Consider the following 15867-nt stretch of genomic DNA (forward strand, 5'->3'; position numbering starts at 1 on the left):
CAGTTTTTAAACTGCGCCTTTTGGCCATGATGAACGGATCACATATCCGGGAAGGTCAAGGTATTGCCCGGCGCCTCACGGTGGATATGCACAAAGTTCAGGTGTTTCTCATACTGATCGAGAATATCGCCGATCACCTGCTCTTTGCTGTAATCCATCAGGTCATTGCCCTGGGTGCCTTCCATCAGGAAGGTTTCCAACCGGTAGTAATGCGACTTACCGGAGCGAGCACGATAGGTAAAGCCCGGCACCGAATAGCGCTGTGGCCAGATCTGGTAGATGAAGTTCTGCTCTTCGCCCAGATGCACCAGCAGCTCCAGATGGCTCAAACGTTCATCTTCGGTCGGCGGTACCTCACTGAATTCCACTTTGGCACCGCGCAGTTCCAGCTCACGCGCCACTTCTTGCATCGCCGGTCGGCAACGGGTATCCAGCATTTTCTGCGTGTACTGCGTGCCAGGATAATTCATTACGCGCGACAGGCGCTGTTTCCAGTTGAGCACGTCATTGCTGGACACCGGCATTGGCGCACTGGTGTTCAACGCGCTGGCTTTGCGGTAATCCTCTACCCGCAATGACTTATACAATCCGGCCATCACGAAGAAGATCACAAAGCTGAACGGCAGGCCCATGATCACCGTGGTTTTTTGCAACGCGGGCACGCCGTCGGTCATCAGCATGCCGATGGTCAGCAGGCCAATGGTTATTGACCAAAAAATACGTAGCCAGTTGGGCGCATCGTTGTTGATGTCGCTCAGACGCGAGGTGAAGTTACCCAAAACCAGTGAACCTGAATCCGCCGACGTGACGTAGAACAGCAGGCCAGTGATGGTTGCCACCGAGGCGCTGAAGGTGAAGCCCGGATACTGAGCCAGCAGGCTGTAGAAACCGCGTTCCGGATACTGCATTACTTCCTGCGCGAAAGCGGCGTTACCGTGAATGATCTGATACAGCGCGCTGTTGCCGAAAATCGACAGCCACAGCAGGGTGAACACGAAAGGAATAATCAGCGTACCGACTACAAATTGGCGGATGGTGCGCCCACGCGAAATACGCGCCAGGAACAGGCCGACAAACGGCGCCCAGGCCACCCACCAGGCCCAGAAGAACAGGGTCCAGTTGTTCATCCATTCTACCGGACGATCGAAGGCGAAGCTGTTAAGGGTCATCCCCATAAAGCGGTTAACGTAGTCGCCAACGTTGAGCACCAGCGCATTGAGCAGGAATTCGGTATCTCCGAAGAACAGCACGAACATGATCAGCCCCAACGCCAACAGCACGTTGAGTTCGGACAGAATGCGGATGCCCTTGTTAACGCCTGAGGTCACCGAAATGGTCGCCATGATCACTGAAAGCAGGATCAGCGCGGCCTGAACCGTCAGGTTTTCCGGAATGTGGAACAGAACTTTCAGCCCGTAGTTCAACTGCACTACGCCAATACCCAGCGTGGTGGCGATGCCGAAGATAGTGCCCAGCACGGCCGCTATGTCTACGCTGTGGCCGATCGGGCCGTTGATGCGTTTACCGAAAATCGGGTAGAGCGCCGAACGGATGGTCAACGGCAGGTTATAGCGGTAGCTGAAGTAGCCGAGGGCGATGCCCATCAGCGCATACATCGACCAGCCGGTCAGCCCGTAGTGGAACAGTGTCCACACCATGGCCTGGCGGGCGGCTTCCATCGTCTGGCCCTGGCCTTCCGGTGGCATCATATATTGCGTCACCGGTTCGGCGACCGAGAAGAACATCAGATCGATGCCGATGCCGGCGGCGAACAGCATCGCTGCCCAACTCATCAGGCTGAATTCGGGTTTCGACTGTTCTGGCCCGAGCTTGATCGAACCGAAGCGCGACGCGGCGATAAACACCACAAATACGATGTACAGAGTAGCGGCCAGCAGGTAATACCAGCCGAAGGTGGTTGAAACCCAATTCAGGGTGCGGGTGATCCATCGCCCGGAGAAATCGGTAAAAAAGATGGTCATCAGCGAGAAGGCCAGAATCAGCCCCGCCGAGGTAAAGAAAACCACCGGATTAAGGCCATCCTTTTGTGGTTTTGAGGAGGTTTCGCGTGTTGTCATCGTCTTCCTCTGTTTTTTAACAACTGAGTAAAATCGTGCCCACACACCAGCCTGAACGGACGCATCGGCGCCGTCCGGAAAAGTGCGGATATAAAGCCGCGGCAATCGCTATTCTGCTTGCCAAAGATTGCCGCTTTGCTTGTTAACGAAACAGAAAATCGTTTCGTGGTGGGAACCGCTTACAGACACTGATTTTGGTCAGATTCGTTAAATACCTCACAAAAATCAGCCAGTTCCACAACCGAAAAGTACATATTTGTAACCAAGCGGTAATAAAATATATGCAATTTTTATTGAACGTTCAATCAAAAAAAAGTTTAATAGTGAGCATGAAGACCAAGTTCAGCAGGTGAAAAGGGCGTGAAGTCCCGCCGCTGAGACGAGGCCGAAGTCGGTTTTGTGAGAGTCGAATTATGCCAAAGGTAGGAATGCAGCCAATCAGAAGGCAGCAGTTGATAGATGCCACGCTGGCCGCGGTGAACGAAGTGGGAATGCATGACGCCACCATCGCGCAAATAGCGCGGCGGGCCGGAGTTTCCAACGGCATCATCAGCCATTATTTCAAGGACAAGAACGGCCTGCTGGAAGCCACTATGCGCTATTTGATTAGCCATTTGGGCGAGGCGGTGAAGCTGCGGCTACAGGCGTTAAGCGACCAGAGCCCGGCATCACGGCTGCAGGCGATCGTCGCCGGTAACTTCGACGACAGCCAGATCAACAGTGCAGCGATGAAAACCTGGCTGGCGTTTTGGGCCAGCAGCTTACACCAGCCGCAGCTTAATCGGCTGCAACAGGTGAACGGCCGTCGGCTGTATTCCAACCTGTGTGCCGAATTTAGTCGCCAACTGCCCAAGGCGCAGGCGCGACTGGCAGCCAAAGGATTGGCAGCACTGATTGACGGCCTGTGGCTGCGCAGTGCGTTGCGCGGCGCGGCGTTCAACCAGAAGCAGGCGATAGCACTCACGACCGAATACATTACGTTTCAACTCCGGGGGCAAACGCCACCCTGAGGATAACCCAAGGAGAACCTATGTCCCGTTTTGGCTTACAGAAGCTCTATATTAATGGTGCCTATGTAGACAGTACCGATGGAAAAACTTTCAACGCGGTTAACCCGGCGAACGGTGAAGTGCTTGCCGAGATCCAGTCCGCCAGCGCTGAAGACGTCAACCGTGCGGTGGCCAGTGCAGCCAGCGGACAGAAAGTGTGGGCGGCGATGACGGCGATGGAACGTTCTCGTATTCTGCGCCGTGCGGTGGATATTCTGCGTGAACGCAACGACGAACTGGCCGCGCTGGAAACGTTGGATACCGGCAAGGCCATGTCGGAAACCACGGCAGTGGATATCGTTACCGGTGCCGACGTATTGGAATATTATGCGGGTCTGATCCCGGCGATCGAAGGCCAGCAGATCCCGCTGCGTGACAGCGCCTTTGTTTATACCCGCCGTGAGCCCCTGGGCGTGGTGGCCGGTATTGGCGCCTGGAACTACCCGATCCAGATTGCCCTGTGGAAATCCGCACCGGCACTGGCGGCAGGCAACGCGATGATCTTCAAACCCAGTGAAGTCACTTCCCTGACGGCGCTGAAGCTGGCGGAAATCTATACCGAAGCCGGTTTGCCGGACGGCGTATTCAACGTGGTCACCGGCAGCGGCGCAGAAGTCGGCCAGTACCTGACCGATCATCCCGGCATTGCCAAGGTGTCCTTCACCGGCGGTGTCAAAACCGGTAAGAAAGTGATGGCTAACGCCTCAGGTTCGACGCTGAAAGAAGTCACCATGGAGCTGGGTGGCAAATCCCCGCTGATTATTTTTGACGACGCCTGCCTGGATCGCGCCGCCGATATCGCCATGATGGCCAACTTCTACAGCTCCGGCCAGGTGTGCACCAACGGGACTCGAGTATTTGTCCCCGCAGCGTTGCAGGCCGAGTTCGAAGCCAAAATCCTCGAACGCGTTAAGCGCATCCGCCTGGGAGATCCTACCGATCCACAAACCAACTTCGGCCCGCTGGTCAGCTTCGCGCATATGGAGTCGGTATTACGCTTCATCGAAAGCGGCAAGAAAAGCGGCGCTCGCCTGTTGTGCGGCGGCGAACGTGTGACTGAGGGTGAATACGCCAAAGGGGCTTATGTGGCGCCGACGGTATTTACCGACTGCGGTGACGAGATGGAGATCGTGCGCGAAGAGATCTTTGGGCCGGTCATGAGCATTCTCACTTACCACAGCGAAGAAGAAGTGGTACGCCGTGCGAACGACACCACCTTCGGCCTGGCTGCCGGTTTGGTGACGAACGATCTGACCCGGGCGCATCGGGTGATCCACCAGTTGGAGGCCGGTATTTGCTGGATCAACACCTGGGGTGAATCGGCGCCGGAAATGCCGGTCGGCGGGTACAAGCAGTCTGGCGTCGGCCGTGAAAATGGCCTCAGTACGCTGGAACATTACACCCAGGTCAAATCGGTACAAGTCGAGCTGGGCGAATATATTTCCATCTTTTAAATATCCCCGTCGTCTTTCAAGCTACAGCGTTGTTGGCTGCGAACGCGGACCCCAGTCACTTACTTGACTCCTGGGGTTCCACGCCCTTGCCGCCTAGCTGTAACGCGAAATCCATAGGGGATAATCCTTTCTTGCATCCAAAACCGCCTGGATATATTCAGCATGCGATATTCAAGCCATTCGCATCATTCAGGCATACGAATATTTAGGAGATAATGTATGGAATACGATTACATCATTATCGGTGCCGGCTCAGCCGGTAACGTTTTAGCCACCCGTTTAACCGAAGACGCTGATGTTAGCGTATTGCTGCTGGAAGCCGGCGGCCCGGATTATCGGATGGATTTTCGCACCCAGATGCCGGCCGCGCTGGCATTCCCGCTGCAGGGCCGTCGTTACAACTGGGCGTATGAAACCGATCCTGAGCCGCACATGAACAACCGCCGCATGGAGTGTGGCCGGGGTAAAGGGCTGGGCGGCTCATCACTGATTAACGGCATGTGCTACATCCGCGGCAACGCGATGGACTTCGACAACTGGGCAAAAGCACCGGGGTTGGAGGACTGGAGTTATCTGGACTGCCTGCCATATTTCCGCAAGGCGGAAACCCGCGATATCGGGCCTAATGATTATCACGGTGGCGACGGCCCGGTCAGCGTGACCACGCCGAAAGCCGGTAATAACGAATTGTTCCACGCAATGGTGGAGGCCGGTGTGCAGGCGGGTTATCCGCGTACTGATGACCTGAACGGCTACCAGCAGGAAGGCTTTGGCCCGATGGATCGCACGGTCACGCCGAAAGGCCGTCGCGCCAGCACCGCTCGGGGTTATCTGGATCAGGCTCGTTCCCGTTCAAACCTGAAGATTGTGACTCACGCGTTGACCGACCGCATCCGCTTCGAGGGTAAGCGTGCGGTGGGCGTTGACTACTTGCAGGGCGAAAGTAACCAAATCAACAGTGCCCGAGCGCGTCGTGAAGTGTTGCTGTGTGCCGGGGCGATTGCCTCGCCGCAGATTTTGCAGCGTTCCGGCGTTGGTCCAGCGGCGCTGCTGAACCGCCTGGACATCGATCTGGTGCACGATCTGCCCGGCGTGGGCGAGAACTTGCAGGACCATCTGGAAATGTACCTGCAATACGCCTGTAACAAACCGGTGTCGTTGTACCCGGCATTGCAATGGTTCAACCAGCCGAAGATCGGCGCAGAGTGGCTGTTCAATGGCACCGGCGTGGGCGCCAGCAACCAGTTTGAAGCCGGTGGCTTTATCCGCAGCCGCGAAGAGTTCGCCTGGCCGAACATTCAGTACCATTTCTTGCCGGTGGCGATTAACTACAACGGCAGCAACGCGGTGAAAGAGCACGGTTTTCAGGCGCACGTCGGTTCAATGCGCTCCCCAAGCCGTGGCCGGGTGCAGGTGAAATCGAAGGATCCGCGCCAACATCCGAGCATCTTGTTCAACTATATGGCGACCGAACAGGACTGGCAGGAGTTCCGCGATGCCATTCGCATCACGCGCGAAATCATGGCGCAGCCTGCATTGGACGAATACCGCGGCCGCGAGATAAGCCCGGGGCCAGAAGTGCAGACCGACGAACAGCTGGACGCTTTTGTGCGTGAGCATGCCGAAACCGCCTTCCATCCTTCCTGCTCATGCAAAATGGGCGAAGACGAGATGGCGGTGGTGGATGGGCAAGGGCGAGTGCACGGTATGGAAGGCCTGCGGGTGGTGGATGCGTCCATTATGCCGCTGATCATCACCGGTAACCTGAACGCCACCACCATCATGATCGCCGAGAAGATTGCCGATCGTATTCGCCAGCGCACGCCGTTGCCGCGTAGTACTGCCGACTATTACGTGGCCGGCGACGCCCCGGCGCGTAAGCCATAACCCACATGCCCTCTCGCCGTTGAGGGGGAGGGCCGCTGTAGCAAGCAACCCCCTCTCCAATGTCCTTCCCCGAGGCGAGGGGGCAATTCATTCCCGTTATCTTTCACCTCAGCAGGTACAAACGTACCCCTTAAGCCGGCAGGGCGATCGCCTGATCGAAACTGTTTGGCGTCGCCATGCGCCACATGCGCGCATAAAAATCGCTTTCGATCTCTTTTTGCAGCAGTGCACCAGGCTCCAGGTAGTAATAGATGTCGGCGTAGACCTTGATTTCGGTTGAGGTAATACGGCGCAGCATATGATGCGAAGTCAACTGCTCAGGGCGGCTGACGCCCGCCGCGGCGAGCATTTCTGCCAGCGCTTTCACCGTATTCTGGTGGAAGTGATAAACGCGTTCGGCCTTGTTTGGCACCACCAGGGCTTTCTGTCGCAGTGGATCCTGGGTGGCGACCCCGGTAGGGCAGTGATTGGTATGGCAGCTTTGCGACTGAATGCAGCCGACGGCGAACATAAAACCACGGGCTGAGTTCACCCAGTCGGCGCCCAACACCAGCACGCTGGCGATGTCGAAGGCGCTGATGATTTTACCGCTGGCACCAATCTTGATTTTGTCGCGCAGTCCGCAGCCCACCAGGGTGTTGTGGACGAATAACAACCCTTCGCGCAGCGGCATGCCCATATAGTTGGACAGTTCGAGCGGTGCTGCGCCGGTTCCGCCTTCTTTGCCGTCCACCACGATAAAGTCCGGCAAGATCTGGGTTTGCAACATGGCTTTGGCGATGGCGACAAATTCCCACGGGTGGCCGATACAGAGTTTGAAGCCCACGGGTTTGCCACCGGACAATTCACGTAGCTGCTGGATGAAATGCATCATTTCAATTGGGGTGCTGAAGGCGCTGTGCGAAGCCGGAGAAATACAGTCGACTCCTTCAGGTACGCCGCGCGTTGCGGCGATTTCCGCATCCACTTTTTTCGCCGGCAGTATGCCGCCATGTCCGGGTTTAGCCCCCTGGCTGAGCTTGATTTCAATCATTCTCACCTGCGGTTTTTTAGCCTGCTCGGTGAAGCGTTGCGGATCAAAATGGCCGTCGGCGGTGCGGCAACCGAAGTAGCCGCTGCCCAATTCCCAGACCAGGTCGCCGCCATTTTCGCGATGATAACGGCTGATACTGCCTTCGCCGGTGTCGTGGTAGAAATTGCCCTTTGCCGCGCCGAGGTTGAGGGCGCGAATGGCGTTGGCCGACAGGGCGCCGAAGCTCATGGCGGAGATGTTAAAGATCGACGCGGAGTAGGGTTGGCTGCAATCTGGACCGCCGATCGTCACGCGGAAGCTGGTGGGGTCAGATACTTCGACCGGACGCATGGAGTGCCCGATACATTCGTAGCCGGTTTGATAAACGTCCAACTGGGTACCGAACGGCTTATCGCCCATTTCGTTTTTGGCGCGTCGGTAAACCAGCGTGCGCTGGGTACGTGAAAACGGGATCTGCGCGTTATCTTCTTCCAGTAAGTACTGGCGTATTTCCGGGCGAATAAACTCGAAGAAAAAGCGCAGTCGGCCGATGATCGGATAGTTTCGGCAGATGGCGTGGCGTTGTTGGGTCAGATCATAAATGCCCAGAGCGCTCAGACCACCAAAAATGATCGTCGGTAGCCAAAACCAGGGGCTATGGGACAACAGCGCCAAAGACGCCAACGTCAGCAAAAGACTCAACACAAGGCAGGTATAACGGCTGAATAATGATGACTTCATAACATCTCCTGATGTTTTTATTAGTCCAGACGACATGGCTCACAGAAAGTTTGCTGAGCGGATCCTAACCAATAGACAGGAGTGTTATGTGGCTGTTACTGCTTTATCGTTGATTGTTACATTAATTTAACGATGAGTCCGCCCTTCAGGCCGCCGGGTGGCAGCCTGAAGGGGAGAAGGAGTTACTTGCTGGCAACGAAAATACTGCTCATGCTGCGCAGACGCAGCTTTTTCATCGCACTGTATTTCTGAGAGAAAATCGTTTTGGGGTGGGTGCCGCGCTTTTGGGCAATATGCAGCAGGCTGTCACCGCGCAACAGGTTGAAGATAACGTCGCTTTCCGCCGGGCTAAGCTCGCGGGTTTTCTGCATTTTTATCCCCCCGGGCTCTTTGCTTTCCAGCAGGTTCTGTATTTTTTCCTGCAGCGAATAAAGTGGAATGCGTGTAGACACCAATTCAACGGAGATGCCCAGGATCGACAATAGTTTCACCACGCGTTCATCGTCATAAAACACCAACAGACGCGTTTTGGAGTTGTATTGCTGATGCAAAGACACCAGGCTTTCAATGACGTTAACGCTTTGCTCCAGATTTTGTGAGGTGAAGATCAGGGCGATGTCGTGCTTAATTATTTTCTCCGCCTTGGCGCCACCGTGCATAAAATCTGAAAACAGTCTGATATCGTACTTGCCGTAATGTTTTTTCAGTAACACCGAAAGGCCGACATAGCTGTACTTACACTCACTAATAACAAGGACATTGTTTTTAGACATAATGGCAAACACCCATAATGAGTTAAAAGTATTCAGCTGTAAGAAGCGAGTTCAAATCCTTGATGTCGGATTCCTTCCACAGCTTTCCCTGCAGTGCGTAATATGGCATTTCGTCCAGCCATTTTTTATGCTCGGGGGTTTCAACCCCTTCAATAATTACCTTGTAATGATTAAGGTAAAAAAAGCGCAATAAAGCGCGCATTAAACCGTCGCCGCCGGACTTTTTCATAAAGTCCCATAACAAAAAGCGGTCGAGTTTAACGAAGCGGAACTGGCTGTTATACAGCGCGGAAAAACCCGCATAGCCAGAACCAAAATCATCGAGCCAAAATGAATAGCTCTTTAGTGAAGGATCGCCATGAACGCGATCTTTAACCAAACGGGTTGAGTTCTCACTGATTTCGAAATGTATACAGCGAGTGGCGTTAATTCTTTCTGCAAAATGACTATTGGCCAACGAGCGTAGAGAATGGTCATCTACATTCAGCGTAGCTATAACCTGATTTTCACGAAACCAGTGATTATATTTCTCTATCAGACTGACCTGGTCTAACAGAATCTCAATTCGGGTCTCGCTATCGGCAGTACGAAAGAACTGTTCAGGAGAAAAATGCGCATATTCACTATTAAAAGTGAATCGAGATAGGCACTCAACGGCCAGCAATTGTCCGGATTTTGCGAACATTGGCTGGAAAACATAATTAATTCCGTTATTTTTCTCTCTAAAAGAACTGCGCATTCCTCAATCCCTTGATTGATATGTAACTACCTGTTTTTTAACTAAAATTAATTCAATATCAGGCTGTTTATAGGTAAATGTCTTATTTGGTGCGACGTGATTGTGAAATGTCGCTTGCAGACCATTTAACGCGCATTTAGTCGTGAAGTCCAAAGGGCTCAAAAGGTAACAAAATGTAAATATACGGAATAATATGCTGTTAATCAGGCCTTAAAGAAAAATGTCTGACTGCATGACTTTCCAAAACACAGATTATTCCTATTCGATTGAATCGTCAACATCGATCGATAGGTATTTGTTGATAGTTTATTCCTATCAAGAGGGGGGTTATGAATGTTTTAAACGATTTAACAATAAGAATGCGCTTAGTCTATATTTCGTCCGGCAATGGGTTCATCGAGGCAACACTCCTTTTAAGCAAGGAGTGCTATCGCTGAGTGTATGCTCAGTGCCGGGGAACTATATATTCGTCTGTCACTGAATCGATTATTTTATTGTTTTTCTATGGAGCTGGAAATGAAAAAAGTATTATTGCCTTTGGCCGCGCTGGTATTGTCTGCTACTGCTTATAACGCTACTGCTGCAAGCGGCAACGTTAAATTCACCGGTGAAATCGTACAGTCCACCTGTAAAGTTGTTGATAAAGACCAGAATAAAGAAGTTTACCTGGGTAAATACCCTACTACCGCATTCCCAACTTCTGGTTCTACCAGCGGTGCTAAAGCTTTCGATATTAGCCTGGAGAAATGTGAAGCGGGTAACTACACCCTGCGTTTCGACGGTAACACCCCAGCTGGCCACCCAGAGCTGTTGGCTGTAACTGGCGGCGCTAACGGCGTTGGCGTTGAAATCCTGGATAACAACGGCGCAACTCTGCCAATCTCTCAGGAAGTTGCTACCCCAGCGACCGTTTCTGTTGCTGCTGATGGCGACAACCCAGGTTCTGCGACTTTCAACCTGCGCGCTCGTTATAAATCTTACCAGGATCTGGTAACTGCGGGTCAGGCAAACTCTAACGCTACCTTCACCATCGAATACAAGTAATTTAATTCGCTGGCAGGATAGATAGAGCTATTGGCCACGGACGGCTAAATTCTGAGAGTTGAGATATTCCGATGAAAAAAGTGCTTTCTTGTATTTTATTCGCGTTTTCCGTAAATGCTTTTGCCGGAATTCAGGTTGATTCGACGCGCGTAATTTATAACAGCGGAAGTAAATCCGCATCGCTCTCAATCAGCAATGACAGCGACGACACCTATATGGTGCAAACCTGGTTGGATACTGGCGATTCAAGCCAGATGCCGAAGAATTTACCGATCGTGGTCACTCCACCTATTTTAAAACTGGCTGCCAAAAAAGACGCAATTCTGCGCTTTATTTATTCCGGCAGCGGGTTACCGCAGGACAGAGAAAGTCTGCTCTGGGTAAACGTACAGGAAATTCCGCCAACGCCTAAGCAAGACAACGTGCTGCAGGTGGCGATCCGTACCCGTATCAAACTGTTCTACCGCCCAGAAGCCTTGAAGGCCAACCTGCAACAGCAGGCAGAGGCACTGAAATGGCAGCGTCAGGGCAGCAATCTGGTGGTGACCAACAATGGTCCACTGTTTGTGACGCTGGGTGTACTGACGCTGAAAAGCGGTGGCAAAAGCTGGAAAGTGAATGCCGACATGGTGAAACCGCAAGATAGCCTGCGGATTGCTCTGCCACAGGGCGCGCAGTCGGCCAACAGTATGTCGTTCACCTATATCAACGATTACGGCGGCCACACCGAGATTAAGAACGTTGCATTAAATTGATTTAAGCCCTTCAAGGAATGAACAAAAAATGGCACATAAAAGAATAACAACCCTCACGCCAAAACGTTTGGTCAGGCTGATTAATGGTGTAATTTATTTTTCTGCGGTGCCATTTTCATTCTCTCATATGGCCATGGCGGAGGAGCAGTTCAACACCTCCTTCATCCATGGCGATGACAACATTGCCCAGGTGGCAGCGTTGTCCAGCGGCGATGATATCCTGCCAGGTAAATATCCGTTCGATATTTACCTGAACGGACAGCGTATCGATCACCGTGACATCGAATTCAAAAAAGACGCCAAAGACACGCCGGTAACGCCTTGCCTGACTGCGCAGGATTACCAGGACTACGGTGTAAAACTGCCGGGCGATATGAAAACCGAAGGTGCCGCGCAGTGCTACGCTCTGTCACAGCAAATTTCGGGTGCCAAGCTGAGCTACGACGCAGCCATACAGCGTATGGATTTGGAAGTGCCGCAGATATTCCTGGAGCCGCGTCCACAGGGTGCTATCTCGCCGAAGGTTTACGATCGCGGGATTAACGCCGGTTTCGTTAACTATAACTTCAGCGGCAACCATAATAATTACCGTAATAACGCCAACGATAAAACATCCGACTACTACTTCCTGAGCCTGAACAACGGCATCAATGTCGGTAATTGGCGCCTGCGTAACAACTCGACGCTGAATCAGCAGTCGGGTGCCGGCACGCACTGGAATACCGTTTCAAGCTGGGCGGAAACCGACATCGTTTCCCTGCGCAGCCGTCTGGTGATTGGCCAGACCAACACCAATAACAATGTATTCGACAGCATTCAGTTCCGCGGTGTGCAGATTTCCAGCGCCAACGATATGCTGCCGGAAAGCCAGCGCGGTTACGCGCCCGTGGTCCGTGGCGTGGCGTCGACCAACGCCCGCGTTGAGATCCGCCAAAACGGCTACACCATTTACAGCACCAACGTGCCGCCGGGTCCGTTTGCGCTGACCGACATCTTCCCAAGCACCTTGAGCGGTAACCTGAACGTCACGGTCATTGAGGCCAACGGTTCAAGAACCTCTTTCGTGGTGCCGTTCTCTTCCGTGCCGAACATGCTGCGCGAAGGGATCTGGGACTACCAGATGACCGCCGGTAAATACCATGACGGCACCACCAAATACCAGCCGAAGTTCGTGCAAGGCACCTTGTCCCACGGCATGGCGTATGACATCACGCCTTATGGTGGGGTGCTGGTCGCGGAAAATTACCGTTCGGCGGTAGTGGGTATGGGTAAAAACATGGGCGTCTGGGGGGCAGTTTCCTTCGATATGTCCTATTCCGACACCAACCTGGTCAACGGTGACGACAAACAGGGGGAGAGCTTCCGCTTCCTGTACTCCAAATCGCTCAACGACTGGGGCACCGAATTCCAGATCGCCGGTTACCGTTACTCGACCTCTGGTTACTATGATTTCTCTGATGCGGTTGCGGAACGCGATCGCTATGAAAACGGCGTCTACCGTAACGATTACTACGATGAGAATGACCGCAATCTGGGCGTGCCGGATTGGGCAGAATCACGTCGTCGTACCTATTACACCAGCCGTTTCAATAACAAACGCCAGCGTGTAGAGTTGTCGATCAACCAGCGTATTGCCGGTAACTCAACGCTGTATACCAATATCAGCAACCAGTCATATTGGGGCGGCTCCGGCCAGGATCGTACGGTTCAAACCGGCTTTAACAGCAGCTACAAAAATATCAGCTACGGCGTGTTCTATCAGGACAGCCGCAGCAACTACGGTTATAAAGATCGCAGCATCAACATGAGCGTCTCTATTCCGTTCAGCTTCTTCAGCCGCGATTCGTCTGATATGACGGCCAGCTTCAACGCCGGTCACAGCAAGCAGAGCGGTAATACATACAGCGCTGGCCTGAGTGGTACCGCGCTGGACGATAACCGTCTGAACTACGCGGTGCAAAGTGGTCACGATCGTTACTCCGGCCAAACCAGCTCGGCTAACGTCGGCTACCAGGGCAGCATGGGTACCGTCAATGCCGGTTACAGCTACAGTAATGATTACCAGCAGTCTACCCTGGGCGTGTCGGGCGGTATCGTGGCGCACTCCGGCGGCGTGACACTGACCCAGCCGCTGCAAAATACCTTTGTGCTGGTTGAGGCCAAAGATGCCAAGGGCGTCCGTCTGGAAAACCAGCCGGGTGTGGCTATCGACCGCTTCGGTTACGCGGTAATGACCTCGGCCTCACCTTATCGTCATAACCGCGTGGCGTTGCGCACTGAGGATATCGGCAACGGCCTGGATATCCCGATGGCGGCCCGCGACGTGGTACCGACATATGGCGCCATTACCCGCGTGAAATTTGAAACGCATACCGGCCAAAGCCTGCTGGTACACAGTAAACTGTTGGACGGCAGCGTACCGCCAATCGGCGCCAACGTGTTTAGCGCCGACGGCAAGAACAACGGTACCGTGGGTACCAATGGGGATATTTATATCTCCGGCGCATCCGCAGGGGATCGCCTGTTGGTTAAATGGGGCAGCGATGCCGGCGACAGCTGTTCACTGGTGGTGCCGGAACTGAAATCGGCGACCGAACAGCTGATGGGCTATCAGGAACTTTCGCTGACCTGCGGAAAACCGTAAAAGGAATGAATATGTCTTCTTTGTTGTTAAAACATAAAAACCTCGGGCTGGCGGCAGGGCTGCTGGTCACGCTGGGGACGTTCTCGCAGAGCAGCTTTGCGCTGTCTTGTAAGCAGAATGGCAGCGTCAGTCAGATTATTACGCTGGATAAGCCAATTAAAGTGTCAACCGCTAATACGGCGGCGGGGGCTCTGCTGTGGCGCTCGCAAACCTTCACATCGACTTTCCAATGTGTCGATGACCGTGATTACCCCAAAGGCGAAAATGCCTATCTTTACTGGGATCCGAAGAAGGATATGCGCAATATCGACAAATCTATCGAGGTTGGTGTCAACTACAACAGCGTGGATTATAAGCTGACCAATGGCGCAAGACAGGATGTTGGTCCGGGTACACAATGTCGTCCAAATGGTCGCGGTGGTTGTGCCAAACCAGCCCAATCCTTGAGTGTGACGGTGACCTACTCGCTTTATATCAAGGCGACAGGGGCACCTCCGCCTGCTGGTGGGAAAATCACCAACAATGGCACTTATTCCGTATTTCAGGTTGATGGGGTCGGCGGTCTCAACAACGTGGTCGGCAGCAACTTCAATGCCTATATTAACGGTCTGGGAAATATTCAGTTTATTTCCTGTAATCCGAAAATCACCGTAGTGGCTAACAATGGCTCAACCGTGAATTTTGGCACCATTCCGCGTCAGAATGCGGTAGCTGGCAAGATAGAAAAACAAGTACCGTTCTCGGTCAGCGCCAATATGTCTGATCCGGCTACCGGTCAGGATTGCAAGGGCGAGACACTGCAGGCCAGTTTCAGCTCCACTTATCCAGTGCAGGACGCTACGACGATCTTGCCAACCAGCGACAGCGGATTTGGTATCTTGATTTCGCAGGCGGCGACACCAAACACGCCAATCAAGATGAATTCCCCGGTTGATCTGGGCCTGGTCAATGGTAGCACCGTTGAAAAGAACTTCATGGCTAGCCTGAAATGGCTGAATACCAACCCGAAGGTGGGGCCATTCACCGCGTCGGCCAATATCGACGTCACCTTCAAGTAAGATTTCTCAATAAAAAAAGGGGTTCAGCGCAGGCTGAACCCCTTTTTTAATGCAATTTCTCTCAGTGTTGACCAACCCAGTTGGTACAGACACTGTCCAGGCATTTACCGGCATACCACAGATGCACGCCAGGGGACTCATGGCGATGCCCTTTCAGCGGTTCTATCGGCTGCGGGTGCATCTCTGCGACGTCCCAGCGGGTTGTGCGACGATAAACCGCCGGCGTTTTGCCGAACTGTTTTTTAAATGCGCGTGAAAAAGACGGCTGAGAATCAAAGTGGAACTGCAGGGCAATGTCGAGAATAGGGCGCGGGGTCGAACGCAGTGCTTGCGCGGCTTGCGACAGTCGACGCTCGCGAATGTAACTGCCTAAAGCATGCCCGGTAGTGCTGCGGAACATCCTTTGCAGGTGCCACTTGGAGTAGCCTGACTTCGCCGCTACGTTGTCTAACAGTAACGGCTGATCCAGATGGGTTTCAATCCAGTCCAGCAAATCGTGAATGATATTAACGCGATCCATTGTTTTAGTTCTCCTGCGGGTACGACATTCAGGTCACAGTAGGTAATAGTAATTATCCAAGTTGATGCTTTGATAATAGGCCGCAGAGACGGGTTACGCAAGTGTTAACCCGG

General features: G+C 53.2%; 12 protein-coding genes. 7 read left to right on the forward strand and 5 right to left on the reverse strand.

Features of this window, described 5'->3' with window-relative positions:
* Positions 1-38: 38 nt before the first annotated feature.
* Positions 39-2078, reverse strand: a complete 2040-nt coding sequence (locus M495_RS07060; RefSeq protein WP_020825950.1) for a choline transporter — start codon at positions 2076-2078, stop codon at positions 39-41.
* A 413-nt stretch (positions 2079-2491) separates the two neighbouring features.
* Here M495_RS07060 and betI point away from each other — a divergent pair, with 413 nt between their 5' ends.
* The 3 genes from betI (at position 2492) to betA (ending at position 6468) form a co-directional block, all read left to right on the forward strand.
* Complete coding sequence (gene betI / locus M495_RS07065) at positions 2492-3088, forward strand: transcriptional regulator BetI (protein ID WP_041414353.1); 597 nt, start codon at positions 2492-2494, stop codon at positions 3086-3088.
* A gap of 20 nt (positions 3089-3108) precedes the next feature.
* Positions 3109-4581 (forward strand): betaine-aldehyde dehydrogenase, encoded by a 1473-nt coding sequence (gene betB, locus M495_RS07070; protein ID WP_020825952.1) that lies wholly within the window; start codon positions 3109-3111, stop codon positions 4579-4581.
* A 219-nt stretch (positions 4582-4800) separates the two neighbouring features.
* Positions 4801-6468, forward strand: coding sequence for a choline dehydrogenase (gene betA, locus M495_RS07075; protein ID WP_020825953.1), 1668 nt, complete (start codon positions 4801-4803; stop codon positions 6466-6468).
* A gap of 130 nt (positions 6469-6598) precedes the next feature.
* Here betA and M495_RS07080 read toward each other — a convergent pair whose 3' ends face one another.
* From M495_RS07080 to M495_RS07090, 3 genes are all read right to left on the reverse strand, one after another.
* Positions 6599-8221, reverse strand: a complete 1623-nt coding sequence (locus M495_RS07080; protein WP_020825954.1) for an FMN-binding glutamate synthase family protein — start codon at positions 8219-8221, stop codon at positions 6599-6601.
* Positions 8222-8403: 182 nt separating this feature from the next.
* Positions 8404-8994, reverse strand: coding sequence for a LuxR family transcriptional regulator (locus M495_RS07085; RefSeq protein ID WP_020825955.1), 591 nt, complete (start codon positions 8992-8994; stop codon positions 8404-8406).
* A gap of 22 nt (positions 8995-9016) precedes the next feature.
* Entirely contained in the window at positions 9017-9733 is a 717-nt protein-coding gene (locus M495_RS07090; protein WP_020825956.1) for an EAL domain-containing protein, read from the reverse strand.
* A 516-nt stretch (positions 9734-10249) separates the two neighbouring features.
* Between M495_RS07090 and M495_RS07095 the strand changes: the two genes are divergently transcribed.
* The 4 genes from M495_RS07095 (at position 10250) to M495_RS07110 (ending at position 15234) form a co-directional block, all read left to right on the forward strand.
* Positions 10250-10777, forward strand: coding sequence for a fimbrial protein (locus M495_RS07095; protein ID WP_012005952.1), 528 nt, complete (start codon positions 10250-10252; stop codon positions 10775-10777).
* Between the two features lie 71 nt (positions 10778-10848).
* Positions 10849-11532 carry a fimbrial biogenesis chaperone gene (locus M495_RS07100; protein ID WP_020825958.1) on the forward strand — a complete coding sequence of 228 codons (684 nt, stop codon included), beginning with the start codon at positions 10849-10851 and terminating at the stop codon, positions 11530-11532.
* Positions 11533-11560: 28 nt separating this feature from the next.
* A complete protein-coding gene (locus tag M495_RS07105; protein WP_020825959.1) occupies positions 11561-14176 on the forward strand; it encodes a fimbria/pilus outer membrane usher protein in 2616 nt (871 codons plus the stop codon).
* Positions 14177-14187: 11 nt separating this feature from the next.
* The gene (locus M495_RS07110) at positions 14188-15234 is read left to right on the forward strand and encodes a fimbrial protein (protein WP_020825960.1); all 1047 of its coding nucleotides are present in this window, start codon (positions 14188-14190) and stop codon (positions 15232-15234) included.
* Positions 15235-15295: 61 nt separating this feature from the next.
* On the opposite strand, the gene M495_RS07115 is transcribed toward M495_RS07110, so the two are convergent.
* Positions 15296-15754 carry a helix-turn-helix domain-containing protein gene (locus tag M495_RS07115; RefSeq protein ID WP_020825961.1) on the reverse strand — a complete coding sequence of 153 codons (459 nt, stop codon included), beginning with the start codon at positions 15752-15754 and terminating at the stop codon, positions 15296-15298.
* Between the last annotated feature and the right edge of the window lie 113 nt (positions 15755-15867).

It is taken from the genome of Serratia liquefaciens ATCC 27592 (genome assembly GCF_000422085.1).
GTDB classification, from domain to species: domain Bacteria; phylum Pseudomonadota; class Gammaproteobacteria; order Enterobacterales; family Enterobacteriaceae; genus Serratia; species Serratia liquefaciens.

What these genes read in the sequence shown, in the direction of transcription:
- M495_RS07095 (WP_012005952.1), top strand. Translation starts at nt 10,250, where the DNA reads ATGAAAAAAGTATTATTGCCTTTGGCCGCGCTGGTATTGTCTGCTACT.
- M495_RS07060 (WP_020825950.1), bottom strand. Translation starts at nt 2,078, where the DNA reads ATGACAACACGCGAAACCTCCTCAAAACCACAAAAGGATGGCCTTAAT.
- M495_RS07080 (WP_020825954.1), bottom strand. Translation starts at nt 8,221, where the DNA reads ATGAAGTCATCATTATTCAGCCGTTATACCTGCCTTGTGTTGAGTCTT.
- M495_RS07090 (WP_020825956.1), bottom strand. Translation starts at nt 9,733, where the DNA reads ATGCGCAGTTCTTTTAGAGAGAAAAATAACGGAATTAATTATGTTTTC.
- betI (WP_041414353.1), top strand. Translation starts at nt 2,492, where the DNA reads ATGCCAAAGGTAGGAATGCAGCCAATCAGAAGGCAGCAGTTGATAGAT.
- M495_RS07115 (WP_020825961.1), bottom strand. Translation starts at nt 15,754, where the DNA reads ATGGATCGCGTTAATATCATTCACGATTTGCTGGACTGGATTGAAACC.
- betA (WP_020825953.1), top strand. Translation starts at nt 4,801, where the DNA reads ATGGAATACGATTACATCATTATCGGTGCCGGCTCAGCCGGTAACGTT.
- M495_RS07085 (WP_020825955.1), bottom strand. Translation starts at nt 8,994, where the DNA reads ATGTCTAAAAACAATGTCCTTGTTATTAGTGAGTGTAAGTACAGCTAT.
- M495_RS07110 (WP_020825960.1), top strand. Translation starts at nt 14,188, where the DNA reads ATGTCTTCTTTGTTGTTAAAACATAAAAACCTCGGGCTGGCGGCAGGG.
- betB (WP_020825952.1), top strand. Translation starts at nt 3,109, where the DNA reads ATGTCCCGTTTTGGCTTACAGAAGCTCTATATTAATGGTGCCTATGTA.
- M495_RS07100 (WP_020825958.1), top strand. Translation starts at nt 10,849, where the DNA reads ATGAAAAAAGTGCTTTCTTGTATTTTATTCGCGTTTTCCGTAAATGCT.
- M495_RS07105 (WP_020825959.1), top strand. Translation starts at nt 11,561, where the DNA reads ATGGCACATAAAAGAATAACAACCCTCACGCCAAAACGTTTGGTCAGG.